Origin of the sequence: Dactylosporangium sp. NPDC005555 (genome assembly GCF_040605635.1) — a bacterium.
GTDB lineage: Bacteria > Actinomycetota > Actinomycetes > Mycobacteriales > Micromonosporaceae > Dactylosporangium.
The window spans coordinates 62287-88014 of sequence record NZ_JBEXDG010000018.1; the positions used below are offsets into that span (position 1 = coordinate 62287).

Genomic DNA, 25728 nt, shown 5'->3' on the forward strand with positions numbered 1-25728 from the left:
TCCCTGCCCCCGTCTTATTTCCCGCTCCTTGAGATGCCGGTCCACGCTCTAGGACAAGCGCGTACCGTGGGCAGGTCCGAGGAAAGGGGCGCAGTGGTGGCGAAGATCGCGGTCGTGGCCGGGGACGGCATCGGGACCGAAGTGGTGGCGCAGGCACTCAAGGTGCTGCGGGTCATCCTTCCGGACGTCGAGACGACCGACTATGACCTCGGCGCCGCCCGCTACCACCGCACCGGCGAGGTGCTCCCCGGCACGGTCCTGGAGGAGCTGCGCGGTCACGACGCGATCCTGCTCGGCGCCGTCGGCGACCCCAGCGTCCCGCCCGGCGTGCTCGAGCGCGGCCTGCTGCTGAAGCTGCGGTTCGACTTCGACCAGTATGTCAACCTGCGCCCGTCGCGGCTGTGGCCCGGCACGACCAGCCCCCTCGCCGGCGTGAAGCCCGGCGAGATCGACCTCGTCGTCGTCCGCGAGGGCACCGAGGGCCTCTATGTGGGCGCCGGCGGCAACCTCCACCCGGGCACGCCCGCCGAGGTCGCCACCGAGGAGAGCCTCAACACCCGCCACGGCGTCGAGCGCGTCATCCGCGACGCCTTCGCCCGCGCCACGAAGCGCGAGCGGCGCAAGGTGACCCTGGTGCACAAGACCAACGTGCTCACCCACGCCGGCGGCCTGTGGGCCCGCACGTTCAACGAGGTCAAGGCCGAGTTCCCGGACATCGAGACCGAATACCAGCACGTCGACGCCGCCGCCATGTTCCTGGTGAGCAACCCGCAGCGCTACGACGTCGTCGTCACCGACAACCTCTTCGGCGACATCCTCACCGACATCGCGGCCGCGGTCACCGGTGGCATCGGCCTGGCGGCCAGCGGCTCGATCAACCCCGAGCGCGCCTTCCCGTCCATGTTCGAGCCCGTCCACGGCTCCGCCCCCGACATCGCCGGCAAGGGCATCGCCGACCCGTCCGCCGCCGTGCTGTCGACGGCGCTGCTGCTGGACCACCTCGGCCACCCCGAGGCCGCCGAGAAGGTCACCGCCGCCGTGGGCGCTTCGGTTGCCGCCCGCACGCCCGGCTCGGCGCTGTCCACGGAGGCGATCGGCGACCAGCTCGCCGAAGCCGTGGCCTGAGTGCGCTTGAACGACCGTTCGGGGTAAGTTGCAGACACGACGCGCAACTGGAGGCACGCCATGAACGGCGGTGAAACGCTCGACTTCGAGATCCGTCCCAACCGGGCACCGGTCAGCGCCGCGGAGCGGTCCGCGCTGCTCGCCAACCCCGGCTTCGGACGGATCTTCACCGACCACATGGTCACGGTGCGCTATGCCGAGGGCAAGGGCTGGTATGACGCCCGCGTCGAGGCCCGCGCGCCGATCCCCATGGACCCGGCCACCGCTGTCCTGCACTACGCGCAGGAGATCTTCGAGGGCCTGAAGGCCTACCGGGCGGCCGACGGCGGCGTCACCATGTTCCGCCCCGAGGCCAATGCCGCCCGCTTCCGGCAGTCCGCCGCCCGCCTGGCCATGGCGCAGGTGCCCGACCAGCTGTTCCTCGACGCGCTGACCGAGCTCATCCGCATCGACCGCGAGTGGGTCCCCTCCGACCCCGAGGGAAGCCTGTATCTGCGCCCGTTCCAGTACGCGAGCGAGGTCTTCCTCGGCGTCAAGCCCTCCTCGGAATACCTCTTCCTGATCATCGCCTCCCCGGTCGGCAGCTACTTCAAGGGCGGCGTCAAGCCCGTCAGCGTCTGGGTCTCCCGCGACTACACCCGCGCCGCCCCCGGCGGCACCGGCGCCGCGAAGTGCGGCGGCAACTACGCCGCCAGCCTCGTCGCCCAGGCCGAGGCCATCGAGCACGGCTGCGACCAGGTCGTCTTCCTCGACGCCGTCGAGCAGCGCTACGTCGACGAGCTCGGCGGCATGAACGTCTTCTACGTCTTCGACGACGGCACCCTGCTCACGCCGCCGCTGACCGGCACGATCCTGCCCGGCATCACCCGCGAGTCGGTCCTGCGTCTCGCCGCCGACCAGGGCCTCACGGTCCGCGAGGAGCTGTACTCCTACGAGCAGTGGCAGGCCGACGCCCGCAGCGGCCACCTGCGCGAGGCCTTCGCCTGCGGCACCGCCGCCGTCATCACCCCGATCGGTGTCGTCCGCGACCGCTCCGGCGAGTTCACCATCGCCGACGGCACCGCGGGCAAAGTCACCATGGACCTCCGCGAGCGCCTCGTCGGCATCCAGCGCGGCACCGCTCCCGACCCCCACGGCTGGGTCCACCGCGTCATTTAGCCCACCCATGCGGGCTCCGGTCCGTCGTGGCCGAGGCCCGTGGCTCCCGTCAGCCTCCGGTCAGGCCTTGACGGCCTTCCCTCTCCCGCCGCCGGTAGTCGCCCAGCCGCGACCGTCCCGGCCGCGAACACCCACGGCGTCCCCGGCTCCCGTCGATCACGCCGTCGAGGCCCGGGGTCTCAGGCGGACCAGCGGCCGAGGTTGGAGGTCCGTCCGTATCCGGGGCGGAAGCCACGCGGGGTCGGCCGCTCGTACGCCAGCAGCAACGCCTCCTCGGCCAGCTGCGCGTCGGGACACGGCCAGAACGCCTTGCACTCGCAGAAGTTGTCGGTCCGCGGCTTGTGGGCGTCGTGCAGCGCCCGCGCGACCCGCCACAGCATCGGATCAGCACAGCCGAACGGTGGCTCGATCGGCGGCTCGCCCCCCGCCTCAGCGCCGGAGCCGGGCGGAACACCGTCGTCGATCATCGCCTGTCGCCCCCAGGATCCCGAGTCCCCGCCGCCGGCCCGCGCCCGACGGATGCTGCCGAAACGGTAACCGCCGACCCTGTCCCCGCGCAGACACGCTGTGCGCAACTTGCACGACAGAGCGACACCATCCGCCCCAGTCACCCCCTGAGCAGCCCCTACGCGGCGCGATCCATGAAAAACCCACCCGAATCGCCAACCGACAACACCCGATCAGGCACCCACCCCTCGAGCGATTCCTCATGATCCGGTAGAGATGTCGTCGCCCTGGCGACGAAAAGTCTTCCGGATCACGGAAACCAGCCGGACCGCCCGGCGGCCGGTCGGTGTAACTCGTGATCCGGTAGAGATGTCGTCGCCCTGGCGATCAAGAGTCTTCCGGATCATGGAAGCGCGGGCGGAGGCACGGTGATGCCACGCGCATGCGTGTGAGGCTGCCGCGCAAGCCGGCAGTGCGTCGCGGAGCGGCGCATTGGGGGGCTCCGGGGGTGAGAATCCCCCCGGCGGGACCCGCGCGAAGCGTGGGGCAGCGAGCTATCGCCGAAGGCGACGGGCGGGTAACAGCGCTGTCGCCGAAGGCGAAAGGCGGTAACAGGACAGCAGCGTACGGGTGCCGGAGCCGCCACTCCGACACCCGTACAAGAGGAAAGCTCCTAGACGGAAGCTGCCTCTGCGTCGAGGGTCACGGCCAACGCGTGAACTACCGCGGCGACACGCAGACCCTCGTCGACCACTTCGCGGGACACCCCTGCACCACGAAGTGATCTTTCGTGCGATTCCAGGCACACCCCGCACCCGGTGATCGCGGATACTGCTGTGGACCACAGCTCGACGTCGGTGGTGCTGACGCCGGGCCAGGTGGTCACCTGGCGGCGCAGGCGCGCCGGCAGGTGGTTGTACGCCTCGTCACCGATGAGGTGCTTGGCGCGGAAATAGACGTTGTGGACGGCCATGCGGGATGCGACAGCCTTGGCCGCTTCAACAGCCTCGGGCTTCAGATGATTCCCGGCCTCGGCGAGGACCGCGCGGAACACGAAGGCACTGCGGGTGGTCATCGCGCAGGCGAGCGCGGTGCCCCACAGCTGCTGCTCGGTGAGCAGGGTGCCGGCGAGGACGGAGTCGAGGTTGAGCTCGACGTCCTTCGCGTATGCCGGCAGCGCGGCCTTCAGTTCCTCGATCGACATCAGACCGACGACCTGCCCGGCGGTGGTGCCGAGGTGTGTTCACCAACGGTGAGCACGGGGACCTCCTGGTTGCTCTCGCTTGACTGGTTCCAACCTTGACCGACGCGCGTTACAGGGACGTGACGAACAGGGTGAATCGTGAAGCAGATCACCTGCGTTCTCAGAATTCGGAATCACGTGCCACAGGCGGCACAGGCGTGGCAAGCTACCCAACGTGACTCGGCTCATTATTGGCCCTTAGCGCGCCCAGCATCCTCTAGCTGGCCGCGCAGACCTCTCGCATTCGCGAGGGGTCTTTTTGTTGGCCCATCCCCGCCAGAAGCCACAAAAAACCCGAAGCCAAAGCCAGGAACCAAAGCCAGAGCCAGGAGAAGACCATGCAGGTGTACGACACCACACTGCGCGACGGCGCCCAGCGCGAGGCGATCAGCTACTCAGTCGTCGACAAGCTGGCGGTGGCCAGGCTGCTCGACGAGTTCGGCGTCGGCTTCATCGAGGGCGGCTGGCCGGGCGCGATGCCGAAGGACACGGAGTTCTTCCGCAGGGCGAGGACCGAGCTGGAGCTCAAGCACGCGGTGTTCGTCGCGTTCGGGTCGACCCGCAAGGCCGGCGTACGCGTGCAGGACGACCAGCAGGTGCGGGCGCTGCTCGACGCGGAGACGCCGGCCGTGACGCTGGTCGCCAAGTCGGACCTGCGGCACGTGGAGCGGGCGCTGCGCACCACGCCGGAGGAGAACCTGGCGATGGTCCACGACACCGTCGCGTACCTGGTGGGCGAGGGCCGCCGGGTGTTCCTGGACCTGGAGCACTTCTTCGACGGATACGCGTTCGACCCTGAGTACACCGCGAAGGTCGCCGCGACCGCGCTCGCCGCCGGCGCGGAGAAGGCCGTGATGTGCGACACGAACGGCGGGATGCTGCCCTCGCTGATCACCCGCACGATCGGTGAGGTCAAGGGCCGGCTCGCGGTCGCGCTCGGCATCTCCGAGGCCGACGCGGTCGAGCGGCTCGGCATCCACTGCCAGAACGACACGTCCTGCGCGGTGGCGAACACGGTCGCCGCCGTCGAGGCGGGCGTCCCGCACTTCCAGTGCACCGCGAACGGCTACGGCGAGCGGCCCGGCAACGCCGACCTCTTCGCCGTCGTCGGCAACCTCCAGCTGAAGCTCGGTATGCCGGTCCTACCGGACGGGTGCATCGAGTCGATGGTGCGCGTCTCGCACGCCATCGCAGAGATCGCCAACATCGCACCCGACACCCACCAGGCCTATGTCGGGTCGTCAGCGTTCGCTCACAAGGCGGGCCTGCACGCGAGCGCGATCAAAGTGGATCCCGTGCTCTACAACCACATCGACCCGGTCGTCGTGGGCAATGGCATGCGGATCCTGGTGACCGAGATGGCCGGCCGGGCCAGCATCGAGCTCAAGGCACGCGAGCTCGGCGTCGACCTGGCCGGCCATCCGGAGGCGTTGTCGCGGGTCACCACCCGCGTGAAGGAGCTGGAGGCGCGGGGCTGGTCGTTCGAGGCAGCCGACGCGTCGTTCGAGCTGCTCGCCCGCGCCGAGCTGGCCGACGGCGCGGTGCCGAAGCCGTTCGCGCTCGAGTCGTACCGCGTCCTCGTCGAGCACCGCGAGGACGGCGCCGTGGTGTCCGAGGCGACGGTGAAGGTCCGCGTCCGGGGGGAGCGGATCATCGCGACGGCGGAGGGCAACGGCCCGGTCAACGCCCTCGACGAGGCGCTGCGGGTCGCCCTGACGAAGCACTACCCGGAGCTGTCGCGCTTCGAGCTCGCCGACTACAAGGTCCGGATCCTCGAGGGCAGCCACGGCACGGGTGCCGTCACGCGGGTCCTGGTGGAGACCAGGTCGACGGGCGGGGACTGGACGACCGTCGGCGTCCACGAGAACGTGGTCGAGGCGAGCTGGACGGCCCTCGTCGACGCCCTCAGCTACGGGCTGTCCCGCCAGGTGCGGGTGTAACCAAGAAGTAACACTGTGCTGAGGCGGGGCCGGAAACGCCCCGCCTCACGCAACCACTACGGGCACTTGTTCTGGCGGAAAGCGGTCAGCGCGGCCGGTTCAGGCTCGAACTTCCACTGGCCGTTCTGATACTTGATCGTGTTCGTGCCGTTCGTCGCCGTGCCGGTCGCCGGGGTCCGCGTCCATTTGACGGTCGCGGTGGAGTCGTCGACCGGTGTCACCGACGTCACGAGATAGTCGCCCTGCAGTGTGGTGCAGGTCGAGACCAGGTCGACGTAGGCGTCCTTGGCGATGGCGGTCTGCGCGGTGTCGGTCCAGAGCTCCCAGGCCCCGGCCCAGTCGCCCTCGGTCAGGTTGTCGAACACCTGCTCCGCCGTGACCTGCGCCGTCTGTGCGTCCTGCGGCTGAGCGGTCACCTCCACCGTCGGACGGTCGGCCGTCGACGGTGAGTCACCACCGGCGTCGTCCTTCTTGTCCGAGCAGCCCGCGAGGACGCTCATGAGCACAACCGGCGCGATGACGGCGAGCGCGATGCCGCGGAAGGTTCGTGTCACCCATCTGCTCCAACGTGGTTCTGTCGGGGCGTTCCGCCCGATCCGTACGTGAAGGTACTCCCGGCCAACGAACCGCGTATAGCCGGAGGTACGCGCGAGTGATCAATCGGCGCGGAATCGGCATGATCGGACGGGTCAGCCGCCGGCCTTCGGAAGCACCAGCTCGGCGAAGACGGCCTTGTGGTCGGTCCCGGCGATCCGGTGGATCACGACCTTGCGCACCCCGACCCGCTTGTCGGTCAGCACGTGGTCGATCGTGACACCGGGGATGTACCACCGCTCGTCGTAGGGCCACGACGTGTCGAGCCCGGCACCGGCGACGTCGGCCGCGTCGTGGTAGCCCTTCGCGAGCACCCCGCGCATCGCGTCGTGGTCCAGCGTCGCGTTGAAGTCGCCGATGAGCAGGTTGACCGGACCGGACGGCGTCGCGGCGGGCTGCGCGGCGAGATCCGCCACCCAGCAGGCGTCCCGGGTGCCGTCGGACGGGGCGCACGAGTGCACCGATTCCACGTGCAGCTCGGCGGCGCCGGGGACCCGTACACCGGCCTGCGCCTGACCGAAGTCGGAGATGAACCGGCGGTAGCCCCGGTCGGTGAGCGGGAAGCGGCTGTAGACGGCGGAGCCGGTCACGCCCGGTCGCGGGTAGGACACCGCGTTGGGCAGCAGCTGGTCGAGCCCGGCGGTGCGCAGCGCGGTGCGCGCCTCCTCGGTGTATTCCTGCAGGGTCAGCAGGTCGACGGCGCCGCTGCGCACGAGGGACACGATCCTGCCGGGGTCGGCCTGGCCGATGAGCATGTTGACGCTCATCACGCGCAGCGTCGGCCCCTCCCGCACCCCGGCGTCGCTGTCGGAGATCCAGCGGGGCAGGATGCACGCGGCGAACGCCACGACCACCACGGTCGCCGCGACCGCCGGCCAGATCCGCTTCGTCAGCAGGGCGATCGCCAGCGGCACCAGCGAGATCACCGCGACATACGGGGTGAAGGCGATCAGCTGGACCGTCGGGAACCCGCTCTCCAGACCGAACACCCGCGTCGCCGCCCACACCGCGAACGGCGCGACGAGCAGCCACACCAGCACGGTCAGCCACCGGCGCCGCCGTGGTGCCGCAGCCGGCGCCGCGAGCGGCGGGGAATCCTGCATGCTGACCATCCCGCCAGGGTAGGCGAGCCGCGCCAACCGGCCCGCCCCCTGCTGAGAATCTTCACAGAACCCCCGGACGCCCGGCTAGGCTGCGCGATTGTGCACCCGGTCATCGTGACGTTCGGCCCGGTCGCGATCCTGACCCACGACGTGTGCGTGGCCGCCGGCATCGCGGTCGCCGCCCTGGTGTTCCTGTGGGAGATCCGCCGGCGCCGGGCGCAGGACGACCGGCTCTGGTATGTGCTGGCCGGCGCGCTCGTCGGCGGCGCCCTGTTCGCCCGGCTCGGCACCTGGGCGCAGCACCTCGACCCGCGCGACAACGCCACGCTGCTGGAGCAGTGGGCGTACGGCAACCGCAGCATCCTGTCCGGACTCGTCGGCGCGTACGCCGGCGCGATCGTGGCCAAGAAGGTGGCCGGCTACCCGTGGCGGACCGGTGACCTCTTCGCGCCCGCGGTCGCGGCAGGGATGGCGGTCGGGCGGATCGGCTGCCTGCTCGCCGAGCCGCCCGGCACCCCGACGGACCTGCCGTGGGGGATCACGCTGAACGCGGCGCAGGCCCAGGCGACGCACACCGCCGCCGGCGTGCCGCTGCACCCGTCCTTCGGCTACGAGATCCTGTTCCACGCCCTGGCGTTCGGCGGCCTGCTCGCGCTGCGCGAGCGGGTGACCGCGCCGGGCGCGCTGTTCAAAATCTATCTGGCCGCTTACGCCGTCTTCCGTTTCATGGTGGAGTTCGTGCGGGGCAACGAGGTGGTGTGGGCCGGGCTGACCAGGCCGCAGCTGTTCCTCCTGGCCTGCCTGCCGCTCATCGTGGCGGGCCTGACCCGCGACCTGGTGAAACGGAAGGAAGCAGTGCCCGCATGACGTGGACCGTGCCGCCCCCACCACCGCCACCGGGCGGGGAACGCCCGATCCGGGGCCGGAAGGTCGCGATCGGGCTGGGCCTCGCCGCCCTCGGCCAGGTCCTCACCATCGGCCTTGGCGTGCTGGGGGTGTTCCTGGGTGCTGTGTCCGACAACAGCGAGAACGCGCTGCTGGGCATCTACCTGGAGATCCTGCTGCAGCTGCTGCTGTTCGTCGCCTGCCTGGTCGTCGGTATCGTCTGGATCGCCCGCCGCGACCGCGGTCTCGGCCTCGGCCTCCTCATCGGCTGGGCGGTCAGCGTCCTCGTCTTCCCCGTCGCGGGCATCGGCGTGTGCATCGCGGTCATCAACGCCAATTCGGGGGCATCATGAGCACCGGCATGCAGCTTCGCGGTGACCGGATCCACCGGTACGTCAACGCGTTCTGCCCGCACTGCCACGACGAGCGCCCTGACCGTCCACTGGAGACGGTGCAGCGGCTGTCAGGCTGGCTCGCCGAGCGCGACGGCAGGATCTGGCTGGAGCGCGGCTGCCCGTCGCACGGCCTCGTCCGCACCCTCTACGACGAGTCGCCGGAGATCCTGCGGTACCTGGAGCAGTGGACCGCGCCGACGAAGGCGCACGTGCCGGACCTCGCCGGGAACTTCGCGCCCGTGCCGTCGGCGTACCTCGCCGGGCTGCCGGAGATGCAGACCCAGCACACCTGCATCCTGCTCGCCGACCTCACCGACAGCTGCAACCTGCGCTGCCCCACGTGCTTCACCGACTCGTCCCCGGCGATCGAGGGCGTCGTGCCGCTCGCCGAGATCCTCGCGAGCGTCGACACGAAGCTGTCCCGCGAGAACGGCCGCATCGACGTGCTCATGCTGTCCGGCGGGGAGCCCACCCTGTACCCGCACCTGCCCGAACTGCTGCGCGAGGTGTCGGCGCGCAACGTCGTGCGGGTCCTCGTCAACTCCAACGGGGTGCGGATCGCCCGCGACGACGCGCTGCTGGACCTGCTCACCGAGCACCGCGAGCGGGTCGAGGTCTACCTGCAGTACGACGGCGTCTCCGAACGCGCCGCCAAGCACCACCGCGGCGCCGACCTGCGCCGCCTCAAGGACGCCGCGGTCGACCGGCTGTCGTCCCGCGGCATCTTCACCACCCTCACGATGACCTGCGCGCTCGGCGTCAACGACGACGAGATCGGCGCCGTCGTGAAACGCGCCCTGGACACCCCGTACGTCGGCGGCGTCTCCCTGCAGCCGCAGTTCGGATCCGGTCGTTCGGGTGCGATCGACCCCATGGACCGGCTCACCCACACCGGCGTCCTGGCCCGCCTCGGCCCGCAGACCGGCGACCAGGTCACCTGGCGCGACCTGACCGCGCTGCCGTGCTCGCACCCGCACTGCTGCTCGGTGGGGTACCTGCTGCGCGACGACGCCGGCGAGTGGCAGTCGATGACCGAGCTGATCGGCCACGACCGGCTCCTGACGTTCCTGGACCTCGAACCCGACCTGGTGGCCAACCGGATCGCCGACGTGCAGCTGCCCGCCGCGTTGCGGACCGCCGTCAAGGACTCGCTGCTGGGGCTGCTGTCGGAGCAGTCGTCGCTGTCGCACCCCGACGTCGGCTCGCTGTGGCGCGACATCTGCGAGAACTGCGACCTCGGCATCTCCACCCTGACGGCCCTGGTCTCCTCGTCCCTGCCCGGCGGCCGCAACCGGCTGCGCAAGATGCTCGGCGAGCGCGTCAAACGCATCACGGTCAAGCCGTTCATGGACATGGCCACGATGATCGAGGAACGCCTCCTGCAGTGCTGCGTGCACGTCGCCACCGTCGGCGGGTCCGGGGGCCACCAGTGCGCCCCCTTCTGCGCCGTCCAGGCCTGGCCCGCACTGTCCGCCCAGCGCCTGCCCAGAGCGCTGTGACGTCGGCCCCGCAGCCCTACGATCCGCTGCGGCTCTGCGTGTACGCGACGATCGCCGCCCTCGCGTGGCTGCTCGGACCGGTCGCCCTGCTGGGGTTCGCGCTGCTCGGCATCGCCGGTTACCTCCGCGCCCGCCGCCAGGGCCTGACCCGCTCCAAGTGCGTCCTGCGCGACACCCGTCTGGTCCTGACCTACCTCGCCGCCCTCGCGCTCGCCGCGGTGGCGGGGATCGGCTGGCAGGTCTACGGCTGGCTGGCCTGATCGCACACGTCGATGAGTGCCGCCCGCAACGGTGCCGCACGCTCCGACAGTTCCCGCTGGCGGCGGGTGTACTCCGCCCGCCCGTCGCTCGTCTCGACGGCCACCGGCGGGTAGCCCAGTGCCGCGAGGTCGTACGGGCTGGCCTGCATGTCGAGGGTACGGATGGCGCAGGCCAGCTCGAAACAGTCGGCGACCAGCTCGCCGGACGTGAGCGGACCCAGCTTGTAGGACCACTTGTAGAGATCCATGTTGGCGTGCAGGCAGCCGGGCTGCTCGTTGGCCGTCTGGGTCTCGCGGGTCGGCTGCAGCAGGTTCAACGACCGGGCGGGTGCGGTGTAGAAGCGGAACGCGTCGAAGTGGCTGCACCGGATGCGGCTCGCCGCGACGACGGCGTCGGTGCCGGCCGGCCCGAGGCGCAACGGCCACGCGTTGTGCCGCAACTCGTCCTGGGTCTGCCGATACACCATCGCCCACTCGTGCAGGCCGAAGCAGCCCAGATGCGCCGGGCGGGACGCCGTCGCCGCGAGCAGGGCCCGCACCCACGCGACGGTCTCGGGCCGCCGGTGCGGCTCCCCGCCCGGCCGCCACTGCCGCAGCTGCGCGGGGCGCAACGAGTAGTACGTGAACAGGAAGTCGAGGACCGGGTGCTTCTCGCCGCGGCGGCGGCGCTCCAGATGCGGGAGAATCCAGGCGTCGACCCGTGCCTCGTGGGCGGCCCGGCGGGCCTCCCTCGCAGCGGCGCTGGTCAGCTGGTCTGTGAGCACCCGACCAGCTTAGGTTGTACCGTCTCACGCATGCGCAAGCTCGGTGCACTGGTCGTCGCCGCGGTGGTTCTGTCCGGATGCGGCGGTCAGCCGAAGGAGCGGGCGGAGCCCGTGCGGACGAGCAGCGCGCCCGCGCCCGGGTCCGGTTCCTCGGCCGCGCCGGCGCTGGTCCTGGGGGCCCCGACCAGCGTGAGGGTGGCCGCGGGCGGGTCGGTGGACGCCGCGCCGTTCGACGTCGCACGGACCGTCACGATGCCGTCGGGATGGACCGCCGCGGTCTACGCGCGGGTCGAGAAGGCCCGGTTCATGACCTTCACGCCGAGCGGCGACCTGCTGGTGTCGCAGCCGAGCCAGGGCAAGGTGCGCGTGGTGCGCGCGGGGAAGGTGACCGACTTCGCGACCGGCCTCAACCGGCCGCACGACATGGTGTTCGCCGAGGTCGGCGGGGCCACCTGGCTGTTCGTCGCGGAGGCCGACAAGGTCGTCCGGTATCCGTACAAGTCCGGCGACCTCAAGGCGCAGGGCGGCCAGGTCGTCGTCGACGGGCTGCCGGACACCAGCACCCCGGAGCTGCGCGGCACCTATGCGCACGTGCTGAAGAACATCGCGGTGCGGGGCGGACTGTTGTACGTGTCGATCGCCTCGACCTGCAACGCGTGCGTCGAGGACACCGTCAGCGACCCGCAGCGCGCCGCGATCTACACCTACGACGCCGCCGGGAAGAACGCCGGCAAGCACCTGATGGCGCGCGGCATCCGCAACGCCGAAGGCCTCGCGTTCCGGCCGGACAGCGACGAGCTGTGGGTCGTGGTCAACAACCGCGACAACACCCTCGTCCCCGACGACCGCGACGTCGACGGCGACGGCAAGTCCGACAAGGGCAAACGGATGAGCCAGTTCGTCGACCAGTATCCGGTGGAGGAGCTCATCAAGGTGCGCGACGGCGGGTTCTACGGCTGGCCGTTCTGCAACCCGAACAGCGACAACGGCACGCACAACCTGCCGTTCCACCGCGACTACGAGCTCAACCGCGACGGCGGCAAGGCCGACTGCGACAAGGCCGACCCGATCGACCTCGGGCTGCCGGCGCACACGGCGCCGCTGGGGCTGACGTTCGTGCCGGCGCTCGGCGGGGCCGTCATCCCGATGCACGGCTCGTGGAACAGCACCAAGCCCGTCGGCTACAAGGTCGTGTTCGTGCCGTGGACGGCGAAGGGGCCCGGCGACCCGGTCGACCTGCTGTCGGGGCTCGTCGACACGAAGGCCGCCAAGCCGTGGCTGCGCCCGGTCGACGCGGCGGTCGACGCCGACGGCTCGATCCTCGTCAGCGACGACTACGCCGGCACGATCCTCCGCCTCACCCCGCCGAAGTAGGTTCTCGAAACGGATCGCGCCGACCGTCCGAAGTGGCCGGACGTCTGCCGTCGGACGCGGCCGCCTCGGTCGTCGGAGGCGGCCGCCTCGGTCGTCGGAGGCGGTCGCGTGCCGTCCGTCCGAAGTAGGCGGACGTCTGCCCGCCGGACGCGGCCGCGTGCCTCGGCCGCGCGGCGTCCGTCCGAAGCGGTCTCGCGGCGTCTGTCCGAAGTGGCCGGACGTCTGCCGCCGGAAGTGGTCGCATGCGCCGGCCGTCGGAGGCGGTCGCGTGCCGTCCGTCCGAAGTGGGCGGACGTCTGCCGTCGGAGGCGGTCGCGTGCCTCGGCCGCGCGGCGTCCGTCCGAAGTGGTCGCGCGGCGGCCAGGGGCGGGCCGTCAGGCGGTCGGGGCGGCCGGCGCAGGCGTGTCCGCGGTGGCCGCCGCGGGGGAGGGGCGGCCGATGCTCGCCGCGGTGCCGTCCGCGAGAAGGAACGCGACGCCGATAGGTCCATTGTGGACCGTGAGGGTGCCGTCCGCCTCGACCGTGACGTCGAGCTCGCCGTCCGCCACCTTCAGGCCCCGCACGCGGAACGCGCCCACCGGCGAAGGCGCGATCGGATCGAACGTGATCCGGCCGGCGGGCACGTCCACGTCCAGGCCGAGCAGCGCGGTGAGGATCGCCGGCCCGGCGGCCGCGGACCAGGCCTGCGGGCGGCACGCCGACGGATACGGCGTCGGGGTGCCGTCGCCGCCGTACACCTCGGGCAGGCGGAAGTCGAAGCGCTCCGCGGCGTCGAGCAGTGCCGTGACGAGCGCCGCCGCGTCCTTGCGGTGGCCGTCGCGGGCCAGCCCCAGCATGGCGATCGCGGTGTCGTGCGGCCAGACGGAGCCCGCGTGGTACGAGACGGGGTCGTAGCCGGCGGAGGACGCCGCGAGGGTCCGCACGCCGAACGGTGACCGCAGCCGCCCCAGCCAACCGGCGACCGCCGCGCGCTCCGCCGCCGACAACAGCCCGGTGCCGAGCAGATGCCCCATGTTGGAAGCAACGCCATCGACCCGCGTCACCTGCCGTGCCTCCGGCGTCACCGGCTCACCGTCGCGGGTCACCGGCTCACCGTCCTGTGTCGCCTGCTCGCGGTCGCGGGTCGCCGGCTCGCCGTCCTGCGTCACCGGCTCGCCGTCGACGACCGCGATCGCCGGATAGCCGCCCGGGCACCAGAACACCGCGCGGAACCGTTCAGCCAGGTCTGCCGCCCAGGCGCGCCAGCGGTCGCCGCCCGGCCGGCCGAAGGCGTCGAGGAGGTCCGCGCCGCGGCGGGCGGCCTCGTACGCGTACGCCTGGACCTCGCACAGTGCGACAGTGCCCGTAGCGACCCGTCCGTCGGCGAACTGGACGCCGTCGGCCGAGTCCTTCCACCCCTGGTGGGTGAGGCCGTCGCCGTCGGTCCGGTAGGCGATGAACCCCTCGTGCCCCGCCAGCCACTCCAGCGCCGCCTCCGCCGCGGGCAGCAGCGCCTCCACGGCGTCGGGGCGCATGCCCCAGCGGTGCGCGTCGGCGAGGGTGCACACGAAGAGCGCGGTGGCGTCGACCGTGCCGTAGTAGACCGGCGGCAGCCGGTGCGCGGCGTCCTCGCGGCGGACCTCGTGCGGGATCCTGCCCGGCTGTTCCTCGGTGCCGCCGGTGTACGCGGTGCCCTGCCGGGCGGCGAGCGCACGCAGCGTGCCGGCCGCCACCTCGGTGCCGAGCGGCAGCCCCAGCCGCGCCGACCACAGCGCGTCGCGGCCGAAGAGCGCCAGATACCAGGGACTGCCGGCGCTGTAGTAGACGTCGGCGCCGTCGGTGCGCCGCAGCGCGTCGAGATCCTGCACGCAGGTGCGCACCAGCGCGTCGAGCCGCGCGTCGGCCGCCGCCACCCGCAGCGTGCTGAAGCGCTTGGCTCTCGGGATCGGCCGGATGTCGGTGCGGGTGAAGCGCAGCTCGACCGTCCAGCTCCCGCCCGGCTCCAGCACGACGGTCCATCGCAACGCGTCCGCCGCGTCGGACGCGGGCGTGGCGTCGAGCCGGACCGTCATGCCGTCCGGGTGCCGCGCCTCGCCGTGGAACTCCACGGTGTCCACTGTGGATCCGTCCCGGACGGCACCGGTGGTGGCGAAGTCGGTCGCGGCCGTCACCGCGAGGTGCACGGTGCGTGGCGCCGCGGCGTCACTGGACAGCGCGATGGTCTCGGTGCCGCCCACCGGTTCGGCCAACCGGCTACGGGTGACGGTGACGCCGTCCCGTACATCAGCGAAAACGGCCGAAGCAGCACCGGTGCGACGCACGTCCACCACGGTGGGCTCGACCCCGTCGACGGTGACCTCGAGCCGCGCCAGCAGCCGGCGATCCTCGACGAAGAGCCCGTCGGCGCCGCCGCGCAGCTGGCCGGACGGCCCCGAGAGCCACGCCGCCGGAGCCGCCACGCACGTCACATGTGCCCGCAGATCGTGCTGTGCCACAGCTCGCACGGTACACAGCGGCTCCGGAAGGTCTAGCGTTAGCGGCCGTGACTGATCTGCCTCCCGCGTCGGCTCAGGGCAACGGCGACGAGCGGTCGCAGCCCACCCCCGGCTGGCTGCGACGCACCGAGGCCGAGCAGCGGTGGCCCGCCGCGCTCGCCGTGGCCGTGGCCGTGGCCGTGCACCTGCTCCTGCCCGCCGACCTGGCGCCCCGGCCGCGCTGGCTGCTGCCCGGCCTGGCGGCGGCCCTGCTGCTCAGCATCGTCGTGGTCAACCCGCTGCGGATCAACCGGGAGACCCGCTTCCTGCGCCCGCTCAGCATCGGCCTGGCCGCCGTCCTCGGCATCGCCACGGCCTGGTCGGCGGCGCTGCTCGTGCGGGCCCTCTTCGGCCACGGCGGCATCGAGCCGTCGCACCTGCTGCTGTGGGGCGCCGCGATCTGGCTGACCAACGTCATCGTGTTCGCACTGTGGTTCTGGGAAGGCGACCGTGGCGGCCCGGCGGCCCGCGCCGACGGCCGCGACCCGCATCCGGACTTCCTCTTCCCGCAGCTGACCGCGGGCACCCTCGCGCCGCACGACTGGGAGCCGGAGTTCTTCGACTACTTCTACCTGTCGTTCACCAACGCCACGGCCTTCAGCCCGACGGACACCATGCCGATGTCGACCTGGGCGAAGGTCGGCATGCTCACCGAGTCCGCCGTCTCGCTCGTGACCGTCCTGCTCGTGGTGGCCCGCGCGGTGAACGTGATCGGCTGAAAACTGTGCGCTGCCACAGGTTCTCTTAGGCTCGCCACAGCAAGGTTTGGATAGCTTGCCGCTCATCGGTGCCGCGTCGTCCGCACGGCGCTCTGAGCGGAGGGACCATCATGATCGAGGCTGTCGGCCTCACGAAACGCTACGGCGACCGGGTCGCCGTGGACCAGTTGTCGTTCACGGTGAAACCGGGCCAGGTGACGGGCTTCCTCGGCCCCAACGGCGCCGGCAAGTCCACCACCATGCGGATGATCCTCGGCCTCGACGCCCCCACCAGCGGCCGCGTCACCATCGACGGCCGCCCGTTCGCCAGGCTGGACAACCCGATGCTCGAGGTCGGTGCCCTGCTGGACGCCAAGGCGATCCACGGCGGGCGCAGCGCGTATCACCACCTGCTGTGCCTCGCGCAGACCAACAACCTCCCGCGGCGCAGGGTCGACGAGGTCCTCGACATCGTCGGCCTCACGGCCGTGGCCCGCAAGCGCTCCAAGGGCTTCTCCCTCGGCATGGGTCAGCGGCTCGGCATCGCCACCGCACTGCTCGGCGACCCGCGCATCCTGATGTTCGACGAGCCGGTCAACGGCCTCGACCCCGAGGGCATCCTCTGGATCCGCAACCTGATGAAGTCCCTCGCCGCCGAGGGTCGCACCGTCTTCGTCTCCTCGCACCTGATGAGCGAGATGGCGCTGACGGCCGACCATCTGCTCGTCATCGGCCGGGGCCGGATGATCGCCGACTGCACGGTCAAGGAGTTCATCGAACGCAACTCCGTCCTGGCCACCAGGGTCCGCACCTCCGACGCCGCGGCGTTGGCGGCGTTGGTACGCACAGCGGGAGGCACCGCCATCGACGAGGACGGCGCACTGGTGGTGACGGACCTGCCGATGCACCACATCGGTGACCTCGCCTTCGACCACGGCCTGCGCCTGCACGAGCTCGCCCCGGTGCAGGCCTCCCTCGAACAGGCCTTCATGGAACTCACCAAGGACAGCGTCGAATACCACGGCACCCTGGAGCCCCGATGACCACGCTTGCGACCCGCCGCGCCGGCTTCGACGGCCTGCTGCGCTCCGAGTGGACGAAGCTGCGCACCGTCCGCTCCACCACCTGGTCCCTGGCCGCGATGGCAGCCATCTCGGTCGGCCTCATGTCCTTCATCGGCTGGGTCATCATGCGCCAGTGGTCGTCGTTGTCCTCCGAGGACCAGGCCCTCATGGCCGCCGAACCCCTCCAGATCATCATCGACCAGCCCGTCTTCATCTCCCAGCTCATCGTCGCCGTCCTGGGCGTCATGGTGGTCTCCGCCGAGTACACGACCGGCATGATCCGCTCCACCCTTCAGGCCCAGCCCCGCCGCCTGCAGGTCCTGTTCGCGAAGGTCGCCGTGTTCGCCGTCCTGATGTTCGCCGTGGGCGAGCTGCTGAGCTTCACCGCCTTCTTCGCCGGCCGCTGGGTCATGTCCGACCACATCCCCGTCGACCTCACCGACCCGGGCATCGCCCGCTCCGTCTTCGGCGCCGGCCTCTTCCTCACCGTCCTCGGCCTCTTCTCCCTCGCCTTCGGCGCCATCGTCCGCCACACCGCCGGCGCCATCACCGGCGTCCTCGGCCTGATCCTCATCGTCTCCAACCTGACCGTCCTGCTCCCCGGCTCCTGGGGCGCCCACGTCCACGCCTGGATGCCCACCAACGCGGGCCAGCTCGCCTTCAAGCCGACGTTGCCCCCGGACGCCCTCCTGACCCAATGGCAGGGCCTGGCGGTCTTCTCCGGCTGGACAGCCCTCCTCCTGGCCGTAGCCGCCTACCTCTTCAAAACCCGCGACGCCTGAGGCAGGCCCGCCGCCAGGACGAAGCGCCCGACAACGCAGCCATGGCCCGCCGACGCCAACGCGTCGACGGGCCGCCGGCCGTACTCCACAAAGGCCGTCACGCCCGGTCAGGGACAGCGGTGCAACGAGCAGACGTCGGACCCGCAGCGCGACGGACGGCCCAACCGCATCAGCGATGGAACGCCAGCGCCCTTCCCCCGGCGGGGCGGGTTTCCGATCGAGGCAGGCGTCATGACGCCAAACGGGGCAGCGAAGCAACCCCCGTCCGCGAGGCGAAGCGAGCGTGCGCCGCGAATGCGGTCGCATGGGGGGTGCGGGGTGGGAACCCCCCGCTGGGGAGCGCGGCGGAGCCGCGCGCGAGGAACGCGGAAGTCCACCAACGGAAACGGGCTCAACCCCGTGAACAGGTTGAGCCCATTGGACTGTAGCCCCGATGGGATTCGAACCCACGCTACCGCCTTGAGAGGGCGGCGTCCTGGGCCGCTAGACGACGGGGCCCCAGATACGTGCTGTCTTGCTCGGTCGTGCGGTGGAACGATACAGCACCGCGATCTTGCTGCGGTGCTGGGGTACCAGGACTCGAACCTAGACTAACTGAACCAGAATCAGTTGGGCTGCCAATTACCCCATACCCCATTGGCGCTGTGTGCGCCGGTTGGAAACTTTACCGGAGGGATCGCACCAGGCCAAATCGGTTGTCCCAAACGCGCCTATTCCAAGGTCAGGACCCTGTTGCTGAGCGCGCCGACGCCCTCGATCGAGACGGTGACCTCATCGCCGGCCACCATGCGGGAGACGCCGGCGGGGGTGCCGGTGAGGATCACGTCGCCGGGGAGGAGGGTCATGACGTGTGAGACATACGACACCAGGGTGGGCACGTCGAAGACCATGTCCTTCGTGCGGCCGAGCTGGCGGACCTCCTCGTTGACCTCGCAGCGGACCTCGACGTCGCTGACATCCAGACCGGTGACGATCCAGGGCCCGATGGGGCAGAACGAGTCGAAGCCCTTCGCCCGGGTGAACTGCACGTCCTTGCGCTGCAGGTCACGGGCGGTGACGTCGTTGGCGGCGGTGTACCCGAAGATCGCCGCGGCGGCGCCGGCCCGGTCGACCCTGCGGGCGCCGGTGACCCCGATCACCACGGCGAGCTCGGCCTCGTGCTCGACCTGCTGCGACTGCGGCGGGATCCGGATCGCGTCGTTGGGGCCGATGATCGACGTGGACGGCTTGAGGAAGAGCAGCGGCTCCTTCGGCACCTCGTTGCCGAGCTCAGCGGCGTGGTCGGCGTAGTTGCGCCCGACGCACACCACCTTGCTGGGCAGGATCGGCGAGAGCAGCCGCACGTCGGCGAGGGCCCAGCGCTGACCGGTGAACCGCAGCTCCCCGAACGGGTGACCGTCGATCTCGGCGACGGTGAGTCCGGTGAGCCCGGCCGAGGGCTCGCCCTCGACGACTCCGAATGACATGCCACTGCTGTGGGCGAAACGAGCGATACGCACGCCTGGAATCTACTCCGCCGCCAGATGCCGCTCCACGAACGCGTTACCGAACTTACGGGAAGGGTCGAGCCGGTCACGCAACGCGAGGAAGTCGGCGAGCCGCTCGGGCCGCGCCGCGTGGTGGAACACCTTCCCCCAGTGCGGCCGCGGCGCCAGGTGCGCCAGCGCCGACTCCAGTGCCGCGACGACCGGCGCGACGCGCGCCTCGTCCCTGATCCAGGTGAAGTGCAGCGCCACGCTGTCGCGTCCGTAGTGGGGGCTCAGCCACAGGTCGTCGGCGGCCACGACCCTGATCTCGGAGATCTGCAGCACCGGCGTCACGAGGTGCCGCACCCGCTCGACCGCCGCGAACGCCTCCACGGCGTCCTGCCGCGCCACGAAGAACTCGGTCTGCAGCTCCTCTCCGTTGCTGGGCGTGAACTCCAGCTTGAAGTGCGGCAACCGCCGGTGCCACGGCCCGGGGACGCCGCCCTGCTCCGTGCAGCTGACCGGTGACATCGCGGCGATCGGATGCATCTGGCGCCGGGCCGGCACCGCCCCGAACCCGTCCGGCTCCTCACCGTCGGCGAGCTTCAGCCACAGCTGGTCGACCGTGTCGCCCGCCCACCCGGTGAACAGGCTCACGGAGTAGCCCGCCGCCGCGATCTCGTCCCAGCGCTCGTCCAGCACCGTCCTGGGCAGCCGCTCGAAGATGTGCTGGCGGATGGTGTACGACGGCCGCACATCCAGCGTCACACCCACCACGACGCCGAGCGCGCCCAGCGAGACCACGCTGCCCGGGAAGTCCGCGTCCCCCCGCCCGATCCGGACGAGGTCCCCATCCGCGGTGACGAGCTCGATCCCCGCCACGGCCGTCGCCAGGTTGCCCGATGCCACGCCGGATCCGTGTGTACCGGTGGCGACCGCCCCCGCGACGGAGATGTGCGGCAGCGACCCCAGGTTGTGCAACGCGAACCCCTCGGCGTCGAGGAACGTGGCCAGCTCCCCGTACCGAACCCCGCCGGCGACGGTGACGGTCCCCGCCTCCACGTCGATGCGTGGCTCCACCGCCAACCCCGCGACGCTCACCAGATCGGCCGGCGTGTCCGCGATGTCGTTGAACGAGTGCCCCGACCCCAGCACCCGCACCCGCTCGGCCCCCGCCACGACCTCCCGCACCTGGTCCACCGATCCCGGCCGGTGCACGCGAGCGGCGCCGAACGTCAGGTTCCCCGCCCAGTTGGTCAAGCCCATGGCCCCGAGTCTATTCCCGCCCACCCGCCGTCCCGTATGCCTTGCGAGGCAACCGGTGCAGCGTTCAGCCGGTTTCGAGGTAGCGCAGCATCTGCTGGATCTCGGCGGTACGGGAGTCGGTGATGCGCTTCGCCAGGTCGAGGGCGCCGGGGTTGACGCCGGAGCCGGTTTCCATGCGGGCGATCTCGACCGCGTTGTGCTGGTGGGCCACCAGCATGTTGAGGAAGCGCTGCTCGAAGCCGGGGCCGTCGAAGGTGCCGAGCGCCGCGATGTCGTCGGCGTCGGTGCCGTGGGCGCCGCCGTGGCCGGCGTGGGAGTCGGCGGCGGCGGTGGAGGGCTGGTTCCAGGACTGGAGCCAGACCTGCATGGTCTTGGTCTCGTCGGCCTCGGTGACCTCGATGGCGGCGGCGAGGGTGCGGACGTCGTCGCGGACGGCCTTGGTGCGGGCCAGCCGGACCATCGCGAGGGCCTGTTCGTGGTGGGCGACCATCATCTGGGCGAACATGACGTCGGTGTCGTTGTAGACCTTCGACGTGGCGCCGGCGCCCGCGGGGGCCGGCTGCGCCGGGGCGGCGGCGCAGCCGGCGAGGAGCAACGCCGAGACGAGCACGAGCAGACCCTTCATGGCGGAACCCCTCGAATGAGACGAGGGTGCCCGGTCAGGGGCACCCTCGAACGACACGGTCAGACCCGCTGCCAGAGCGCCGGGACGTTGGGCGGTTCCCAACCGGCGATGGCGGTGTGCGCCTGGCGGCACTGGTACGTGACGCCGCCGTACGTGACGCGAGCGCCGACCGCGTACGCGGTGCCCGCCGCCCACGTGCCGCCGGCCGGAGGCTGGGTGGCGGTCGGGGTCGGGGTCGGCGTGGGCTTCACCGTCGGGGACGGGGTGGGCTGGGTGGGCGTCGGGGTGGGGTTGCCACCGCCGCCGACCTGGAGGTCCACGCAGGAGTAGAAGGCCATCGGCGTGTCGGAGATGTTCCACCGGGCCAGGAGCAGGATCCGGCCGGTGCGCCCGCCGAGGTTCACCGTGTGGGCGACGGTGGCGCCGGGCTGGCGGCCGCCGTCGTCGATGACCGCGATCCGGGTGCCACCGACGAAGTACTCCCACGTGCTGGTGGAGTGCCGGGCGGTGAGCACCCAGTTGAACGTGACGGAGTTGCCGACCGCCGTCGCCGGCCAGCCCTTGTTCGGGTCGTCGAGCTGCGCGAACCTGCTGTTGCCGCCGCTGCAGCTGGTCAGGCCCTTCGGGCCCTCGACGCTCTGCGGCTCGTAGACGATCTCGCCGCAGTTGGCGACGCGCCCCTGGGCGCACATCGCCTGGCGGCTGGCGGGCGAGGAGATGTAGCCGTGCGCCGCGGCCGGTGAGGCCGAGACGGACAGTGATGTTGCGATGGCGGCGAGCGCCAGCGGAACCAGCGCGATCGTTCTTCGCATCGATCGCTCCCTTCGTGCAGTGGGGGTGATGCGGCCAATGTAAAGGAAGGATTGTTAACAGTAAATAACCTTTATGGAAATCGATCGATAGAGCGCTCTCACTTAAGGTACGGTCCAGCCCCCTTTAAGGCTGGGGGCGCGATCACGCCGACCGCGTGCGGAAGGCCGGTCTTGGACGGCACCGGCCCGCGCGTGGTGACGTGGACGGCATGGGAAGCGACATCACGGTGCTCGGCGCGGGGATCATCGGCCTCACCTGCGCGGTCCGCCTCCAGGAGCACGGCCACGCGGTGACGGTCGTGACCGCCGACGAGCCCGGGCGGACCGTGTCCGGCCTCGCCGCCGCGGTCTGGTATCCCAGCCATACCGACGCGGACCCCCGGGTCCTGAGCTGGGCCGTGCGCACGTTCGACGAGCTGAGCGCGCAGGCGGCGGCGGGCGTGCCCGGGGTCGTCGCCCGGCCCACCCGCATGCTCCTGCGCCGGCCGCACACCACGCCCTGGTGGGCGGCGGCGGTGCCCGGCTTCCAGGAGGAGGCGGGCGAGTGGCGCTTCACCGTCCCCTCCGTCGAGATGGTGACGTACCTGCGGTGGCTGCGGGACCGGTTCGTGGCCGCCGGCGGCCGGGTCGTGCGGCAGCGGGTCGGTCGCCTGTCCGACCTGCCGCACGGCCTCGTGGTCAACTGCGGCGGCCTCGGCGCGCGGGAGCTCGCGGACGACCCGGCCGTATACCCGGCCCGCGGCCAGGTCGTCGGCGTCGCCAACCCGGGACTCGTCACCTCGGTGCGTGACGAGGAACACCCGGCGGGGATGACGTACATCCACCCCCGCAGCCGCGACGTGGTCCTCGGCGGCACCTACCAGCCCGGCGAGTGGGACACGACCGTCGACCCCGCCACCACCGCGGCGATCCTCGCCAGGTGCACGGAGCTGGTCCCGGAGCTGGCCGGGGCGCCTGTGCTGTGGCAGGCGGCCGGGTTGCGGCCCGCCCGGCACGGCGGCGCCAGGGTCGAGCTGGACCCGTCGGCGCCGGCGGCGGGTGTACGGGTCGTGCACGCCTACGGCCACGGCGGTGCCGGCGTCACCCTGTCCTGGGGCTGCGCCGAGGAGGTCCTCACCCTGTGCGGTGGCGCGGCAGAGGGATGATCGAAGCATGATTCGCTTCATCCTGAACGTGCTGTGGCTCGTCTTCGGAGGTGGCCTCCTGCTGTTCGTGGGCTACGCCTTCGCCGCGCTGATCTGCTTCGTGCTCGTCATCACGATCCCGTTCGGGGTGGCCTCGTGGCGCCTCGCCGTCTACTCGCTCTGGCCGTTCGGGCGCACGGTGCAGGCCAAGCCCGACGCCGGGGTGGCGACGGGCCTGGCCAACGTGCTGTGGGTCGTGCTCGCCGGATGGTGGCTGGCGCTGAGCCACATCACCGCCGGCATCGCGCTGTGCATCTCGATCATCGGGATCCCGTTCGGGATCGCGAACTTCAAGCTCGTGCCGGCCGCGTTCTGGCCGCTGGGCCGCGAGGTCGTGGACCTGGACTGACCGGCTCAGCCGATCAGGATCCGCGCCATGACGACGGTGTCGGCGCCGTCGCGGCCGACGGTGACACCGATCGCCTTGGCGGGAGCGATGTCGCCGCCGCCGACGTAGAACGCGGCGGTGGCGGCAGGGATCCCGCCGGCCGTCGCGGCGCGGAAGCCCGCGTCGTCCGCGAGGGTTCCGCCGGCACCGGCGGCGAACGTCTTCGTGCGCAGGATCACGTGGTCGTCGCGGACCTCACAGACGGTGCCGCCGACCTTCAGCAGCTCGGCGAGGTCGGCCTGCAGCTGCTTGGCGGCGGCCGCGTCGGCGAGGCGCAGGTCCACCTGCAGCGGGCTGCTGAGCTCCCCGGGCCTGCCCTGGTCCTCCGGCTTGCCCTGCGGCCCGGCCACGGCGAAGGTCACCGACGTCGCGGCCGCGAGGGCCTTGCCCAGCGCGTCGTTGGCCTTGCCGACCTCCTGCGGGTCCAGGCCGCCCCGGCGCTCGAACGTGAGGACGGCGCCGCCGGGCCGGTCGAGCAGCTCGGGGTGCTGCTCGAGATACCGCTGCACCGACTCGGGGTCGCTGGGGTCGAGGCCGGGCGGCAGGGTGACCACGAGGCCGGGGTCGACGCCGGGCGGGGGCGGCAGGGAGTCCGGGTCGAGGTCGCCGAGGCCGGCGAACAGCGTGGCCGGGAACAGCACCGAGGACAGCAGGTGGCCGCCGCTGCCGAACAGCGACAGGTCACCGAGCGGCCCCGCGCCCGCCCCGGCCGCGGTGGCGCCGGCGGGGAGCGCGCTGAGCAGCGCCAGGGCATCGGCGGCGCCGGTGCCGCCGGTCAGCGGCAGGCCGGAGCCGCCGGTGACCCGCGCGCGGACCTCGAGACCGTCGTCGCCGGCCTGGACACCGGCGACGAGCGTGCCCTTGAGCTCCGGCAGCGCGATCGGGGGACCGGCGACGTCCTCCTCGCCGTCCTCGAGGTCGTACCCGAAGAAGGCCTGCTGCAGGTCGGTGGCGCGGGCCAGGTCCGCCCAGGCGAGGCCCGGCTGGCCGCTGGGGAGCTTGGCGACGGCCGCGGTGAACGCGGGCTCCTTCGACAGCGGCGCCTTCTTCGCGGCGGCGGCCGCGTCGGTCGCGGCCCGCTGGAGGTCCTTGCCGCCGAACGCGAGCAGGACGTGCCCGTCGCCGGCGACGAAGCCGAGCCGGTCGGTGCCCGCCTTCTGCTGCGCGGCGGTGAGCGCCTTGCGGGCCTTGTCGTCGTCGCGGGAGGAGACGGCGACGAGCGTGACCCCCCTGCCGTCGCGGCCCGGGTCGGCCCACTCCGCGATGCCGATCCGGTCGTCGAACCAGCCGGCGACGTCCTCGTAGCCGATCGGAGCGTCGAGATCGGCGAAGATGTCGCGCTTCGTGGCGTCGAGGGTCTTCGGGCCGCTGCCGCCGGCCTTGCGCAGCAACGCCTCGACCTTCAGCCGCTGGCCGATGCCGGGGGAGAGGTCGACGCGGGCGAACGCGGCCACCGAGCCGGGCACGAGGTCCTCGGGCAGGGTGCCGGTCGGGCCGTTCCACATCCGGGCGAGGGCGAACGCGCCACCGCCGAGCAGGACCACCAGCACGACGGCGGCGGTGCTCAGGACGACGGCGAGCCGCCGCGATCGGGGCGGCTGCGGTGACTCGATGACGTCAGGCTCCGGCAGGGCGGCGCTTTCGATGCCGTCGGGCTGCGGTGCGGCAGCGCTCTGGATGGCATCGGGCTCCGGCGCGGCGCCGGTGCCGTCGGGTGGATGGGTGCTCTCGGACATGGTGATGCTCCTCCCCGTCGAATTCGCCGAATCCTAAGGGGACGGTGGCGCCCGAGAGCACCCGATGAACGGCTAGAACTGGGCGGCGATGCCCAGCAGCGCGGCGACCAGGACGATCAGGCCGAGCACCATGCTCAGGCACCCGCCCTTGCCCCCGGCCGGCGCGGGCGCCGGAGCCGGAGGACCGGGCACGGTGGGCGGAGCGGGGCGCTGCGGCCCGTCGGGGCTGGGCGAGCCCGGGCCGGTCGTCGGACGGTCCGGGCCGCCCGAGGGGGCCTGACCGACACCGGACGCCTCACCCTCCGGGGTGTCGGGCGCCTCGGAAAGGCCGTCGTCGATCGGCTCAGGAGCAGCAGGGGTGGACTCAGGCATCGGTGACTCCTCCGGTCAAGCTTTGCTCGATGAGC

General features: G+C 71.6%; 25 protein-coding genes and 2 tRNA genes. 13 read left to right on the plus strand and 14 right to left on the minus strand.

Going from position 1 to position 25728, the window contains the following annotated elements:
• Nucleotides 1–96 precede the first annotated feature (96 nt).
• Both ABZS58_RS21630 and ABZS58_RS21635 read left to right on the plus strand, forming a co-directional pair.
• The gene (locus tag ABZS58_RS21630; RefSeq protein WP_354784069.1) at nt 97–1125 is read left to right on the plus strand and encodes a 3-isopropylmalate dehydrogenase; all 1029 of its coding nucleotides are present in this window, start codon (nt 97–99) and stop codon (nt 1123–1125) included.
• Between the two features lie 60 nt (nt 1126–1185).
• Nucleotides 1186–2283: a branched-chain amino acid aminotransferase gene (locus tag ABZS58_RS21635; RefSeq protein WP_354784071.1), complete on the plus strand. Its 1098-nt coding sequence runs from the start codon at nt 1186–1188 to the stop codon at nt 2281–2283.
• Between the two features lie 179 nt (nt 2284–2462).
• Here ABZS58_RS21635 and ABZS58_RS21640 read toward each other — a convergent pair whose 3' ends face one another.
• Both ABZS58_RS21640 and ABZS58_RS21645 read right to left on the minus strand, forming a co-directional pair.
• Nucleotides 2463–2750 carry a hypothetical protein gene (locus ABZS58_RS21640; RefSeq protein ID WP_354784073.1) on the minus strand — a complete coding sequence of 96 codons (288 nt, stop codon included), beginning with the start codon at nt 2748–2750 and terminating at the stop codon, nt 2463–2465.
• Nucleotides 2751–3403: 653 nt separating this feature from the next.
• Nucleotides 3404–3934 (minus strand): carboxymuconolactone decarboxylase family protein, encoded by a 531-nt coding sequence (locus ABZS58_RS21645; RefSeq protein ID WP_354784075.1) that lies wholly within the window; start codon nt 3932–3934, stop codon nt 3404–3406.
• Between the two features lie 377 nt (nt 3935–4311).
• On the opposite strand from ABZS58_RS21645, the gene cimA reads away from it, so the two are divergent.
• A complete protein-coding gene (cimA, locus tag ABZS58_RS21650) occupies nt 4312–5913 on the plus strand; it encodes a citramalate synthase (protein WP_354784077.1) in 1602 nt (533 codons plus the stop codon).
• A gap of 56 nt (nt 5914–5969) precedes the next feature.
• Here cimA and ABZS58_RS21655 read toward each other — a convergent pair whose 3' ends face one another.
• Together ABZS58_RS21655 and ABZS58_RS21660 are read right to left on the minus strand one after the other, a co-directional pair.
• Nucleotides 5970–6467 carry a hypothetical protein gene (locus ABZS58_RS21655; RefSeq protein ID WP_354784079.1) on the minus strand — a complete coding sequence of 166 codons (498 nt, stop codon included), beginning with the start codon at nt 6465–6467 and terminating at the stop codon, nt 5970–5972.
• Nucleotides 6468–6602: 135 nt separating this feature from the next.
• Complete coding sequence (locus ABZS58_RS21660) at nt 6603–7619, minus strand: endonuclease/exonuclease/phosphatase family protein (RefSeq protein ID WP_354784081.1); 1017 nt, start codon at nt 7617–7619, stop codon at nt 6603–6605.
• A gap of 90 nt (nt 7620–7709) precedes the next feature.
• On the opposite strand from ABZS58_RS21660, the gene ABZS58_RS21665 reads away from it, so the two are divergent.
• Genes ABZS58_RS21665 through ABZS58_RS21680 form a run of 4 tightly spaced genes read left to right on the plus strand, consistent with a single transcriptional unit; the run spans nt 7710 to nt 10649 of the window.
• On the plus strand, nt 7710–8477 hold the full coding sequence (locus ABZS58_RS21665) for a prolipoprotein diacylglyceryl transferase family protein (RefSeq protein WP_354784083.1): 768 nt from the start codon (nt 7710–7712) through the stop codon (nt 8475–8477).
• A complete protein-coding gene (locus ABZS58_RS21670) occupies nt 8474–8848 on the plus strand; it encodes a hypothetical protein (protein ID WP_354784085.1) in 375 nt (124 codons plus the stop codon). The genes ABZS58_RS21665 and ABZS58_RS21670 overlap by 4 nt, the downstream gene beginning before the upstream one ends.
• Nucleotides 8849–8856: 8 nt before the next feature.
• The gene (locus ABZS58_RS21675; protein WP_354784087.1) at nt 8857–10389 is read left to right on the plus strand and encodes a radical SAM protein; all 1533 of its coding nucleotides are present in this window, start codon (nt 8857–8859) and stop codon (nt 10387–10389) included.
• Complete coding sequence (locus ABZS58_RS21680) at nt 10386–10649, plus strand: hypothetical protein (protein WP_354784089.1); 264 nt, start codon at nt 10386–10388, stop codon at nt 10647–10649. The genes ABZS58_RS21675 and ABZS58_RS21680 overlap by 4 nt, the downstream gene beginning before the upstream one ends.
• Here ABZS58_RS21680 and ABZS58_RS21685 read toward each other — a convergent pair.
• Entirely contained in the window at nt 10631–11413 is a 783-nt protein-coding gene (locus ABZS58_RS21685) for a 3-methyladenine DNA glycosylase (protein WP_354784091.1), read from the minus strand. The genes ABZS58_RS21680 and ABZS58_RS21685 overlap by 19 nt on opposite strands.
• 30 nt (nt 11414–11443) lie before the next feature.
• Between ABZS58_RS21685 and ABZS58_RS21690 the strand changes: the two genes are divergently transcribed.
• Nucleotides 11444–12787: a gluconolaconase gene (locus ABZS58_RS21690; RefSeq protein ID WP_354784093.1), complete on the plus strand. Its 1344-nt coding sequence runs from the start codon at nt 11444–11446 to the stop codon at nt 12785–12787.
• 374 nt (nt 12788–13161) lie between these two features.
• Here ABZS58_RS21690 and ABZS58_RS21695 read toward each other — a convergent pair whose 3' ends face one another.
• Nucleotides 13162–15261 carry a glycogen debranching N-terminal domain-containing protein gene (locus ABZS58_RS21695; RefSeq protein WP_354784094.1) on the minus strand — a complete coding sequence of 700 codons (2100 nt, stop codon included), beginning with the start codon at nt 15259–15261 and terminating at the stop codon, nt 13162–13164.
• Between the two features lie 47 nt (nt 15262–15308).
• Between ABZS58_RS21695 and ABZS58_RS21700 the strand changes: the two genes are divergently transcribed.
• The 3 genes from ABZS58_RS21700 (at nt 15309) to ABZS58_RS21710 (ending at nt 17844) form a co-directional block, all read left to right on the plus strand.
• Nucleotides 15309–16019 carry a hypothetical protein gene (locus tag ABZS58_RS21700; protein WP_354784096.1) on the plus strand — a complete coding sequence of 237 codons (711 nt, stop codon included), beginning with the start codon at nt 15309–15311 and terminating at the stop codon, nt 16017–16019.
• A 110-nt stretch (nt 16020–16129) separates the two neighbouring features.
• On the plus strand, nt 16130–17041 hold the full coding sequence (locus ABZS58_RS21705; protein ID WP_354784098.1) for an ATP-binding cassette domain-containing protein: 912 nt from the start codon (nt 16130–16132) through the stop codon (nt 17039–17041).
• The gene (locus ABZS58_RS21710; protein ID WP_354784100.1) at nt 17038–17844 is read left to right on the plus strand and encodes an ABC transporter permease; all 807 of its coding nucleotides are present in this window, start codon (nt 17038–17040) and stop codon (nt 17842–17844) included. The genes ABZS58_RS21705 and ABZS58_RS21710 overlap by 4 nt, the downstream gene beginning before the upstream one ends.
• Before the next feature lie 425 nt (nt 17845–18269).
• On the opposite strand, the gene ABZS58_RS21715 is transcribed toward ABZS58_RS21710, so the two are convergent.
• The 6 genes from ABZS58_RS21715 to ABZS58_RS21740 all read right to left on the minus strand — a co-directional run bounded on the left by ABZS58_RS21715 (nt 18270) and on the right by ABZS58_RS21740 (nt 22013).
• Nucleotides 18270–18342, minus strand: a tRNA-Glu gene (locus ABZS58_RS21715).
• 66 nt (nt 18343–18408) lie between these two features.
• Nucleotides 18409–18480 (minus strand) — tRNA-Gln (locus tag ABZS58_RS21720).
• A 74-nt stretch (nt 18481–18554) separates the two neighbouring features.
• A complete protein-coding gene (locus ABZS58_RS21725) occupies nt 18555–19343 on the minus strand; it encodes a fumarylacetoacetate hydrolase family protein (protein ID WP_354784102.1) in 789 nt (262 codons plus the stop codon).
• A 9-nt stretch (nt 19344–19352) separates the two neighbouring features.
• Nucleotides 19353–20576, minus strand: coding sequence for an FAD-binding protein (locus ABZS58_RS21730; RefSeq protein WP_354784104.1), 1224 nt, complete (start codon nt 20574–20576; stop codon nt 19353–19355).
• A gap of 64 nt (nt 20577–20640) precedes the next feature.
• Complete coding sequence (locus ABZS58_RS21735; protein WP_354784106.1) at nt 20641–21201, minus strand: DUF305 domain-containing protein; 561 nt, start codon at nt 21199–21201, stop codon at nt 20641–20643.
• A 59-nt stretch (nt 21202–21260) separates the two neighbouring features.
• Nucleotides 21261–22013: a lytic polysaccharide monooxygenase gene (locus ABZS58_RS21740; protein WP_354784108.1), complete on the minus strand. Its 753-nt coding sequence runs from the start codon at nt 22011–22013 to the stop codon at nt 21261–21263.
• A 209-nt stretch (nt 22014–22222) separates the two neighbouring features.
• Between ABZS58_RS21740 and ABZS58_RS21745 the strand changes: the two genes are divergently transcribed.
• A complete protein-coding gene (locus tag ABZS58_RS21745) occupies nt 22223–23158 on the plus strand; it encodes an FAD-dependent oxidoreductase (RefSeq protein WP_354784110.1) in 936 nt (311 codons plus the stop codon).
• A gap of 7 nt (nt 23159–23165) precedes the next feature.
• Complete coding sequence (locus tag ABZS58_RS21750; RefSeq protein ID WP_354784112.1) at nt 23166–23546, plus strand: YccF domain-containing protein; 381 nt, start codon at nt 23166–23168, stop codon at nt 23544–23546.
• A 5-nt stretch (nt 23547–23551) separates the two neighbouring features.
• Here ABZS58_RS21750 and ABZS58_RS21755 read toward each other — a convergent pair whose 3' ends face one another.
• Together ABZS58_RS21755 and ABZS58_RS21760 are read right to left on the minus strand one after the other, a co-directional pair.
• The gene (locus ABZS58_RS21755) at nt 23552–25321 is read right to left on the minus strand and encodes a hypothetical protein (RefSeq protein WP_354784114.1); all 1770 of its coding nucleotides are present in this window, start codon (nt 25319–25321) and stop codon (nt 23552–23554) included.
• A 72-nt stretch (nt 25322–25393) separates the two neighbouring features.
• Nucleotides 25394–25693, minus strand: coding sequence for a hypothetical protein (locus ABZS58_RS21760; protein WP_354784116.1), 300 nt, complete (start codon nt 25691–25693; stop codon nt 25394–25396).
• Nucleotides 25694–25728 lie beyond the last annotated feature (35 nt).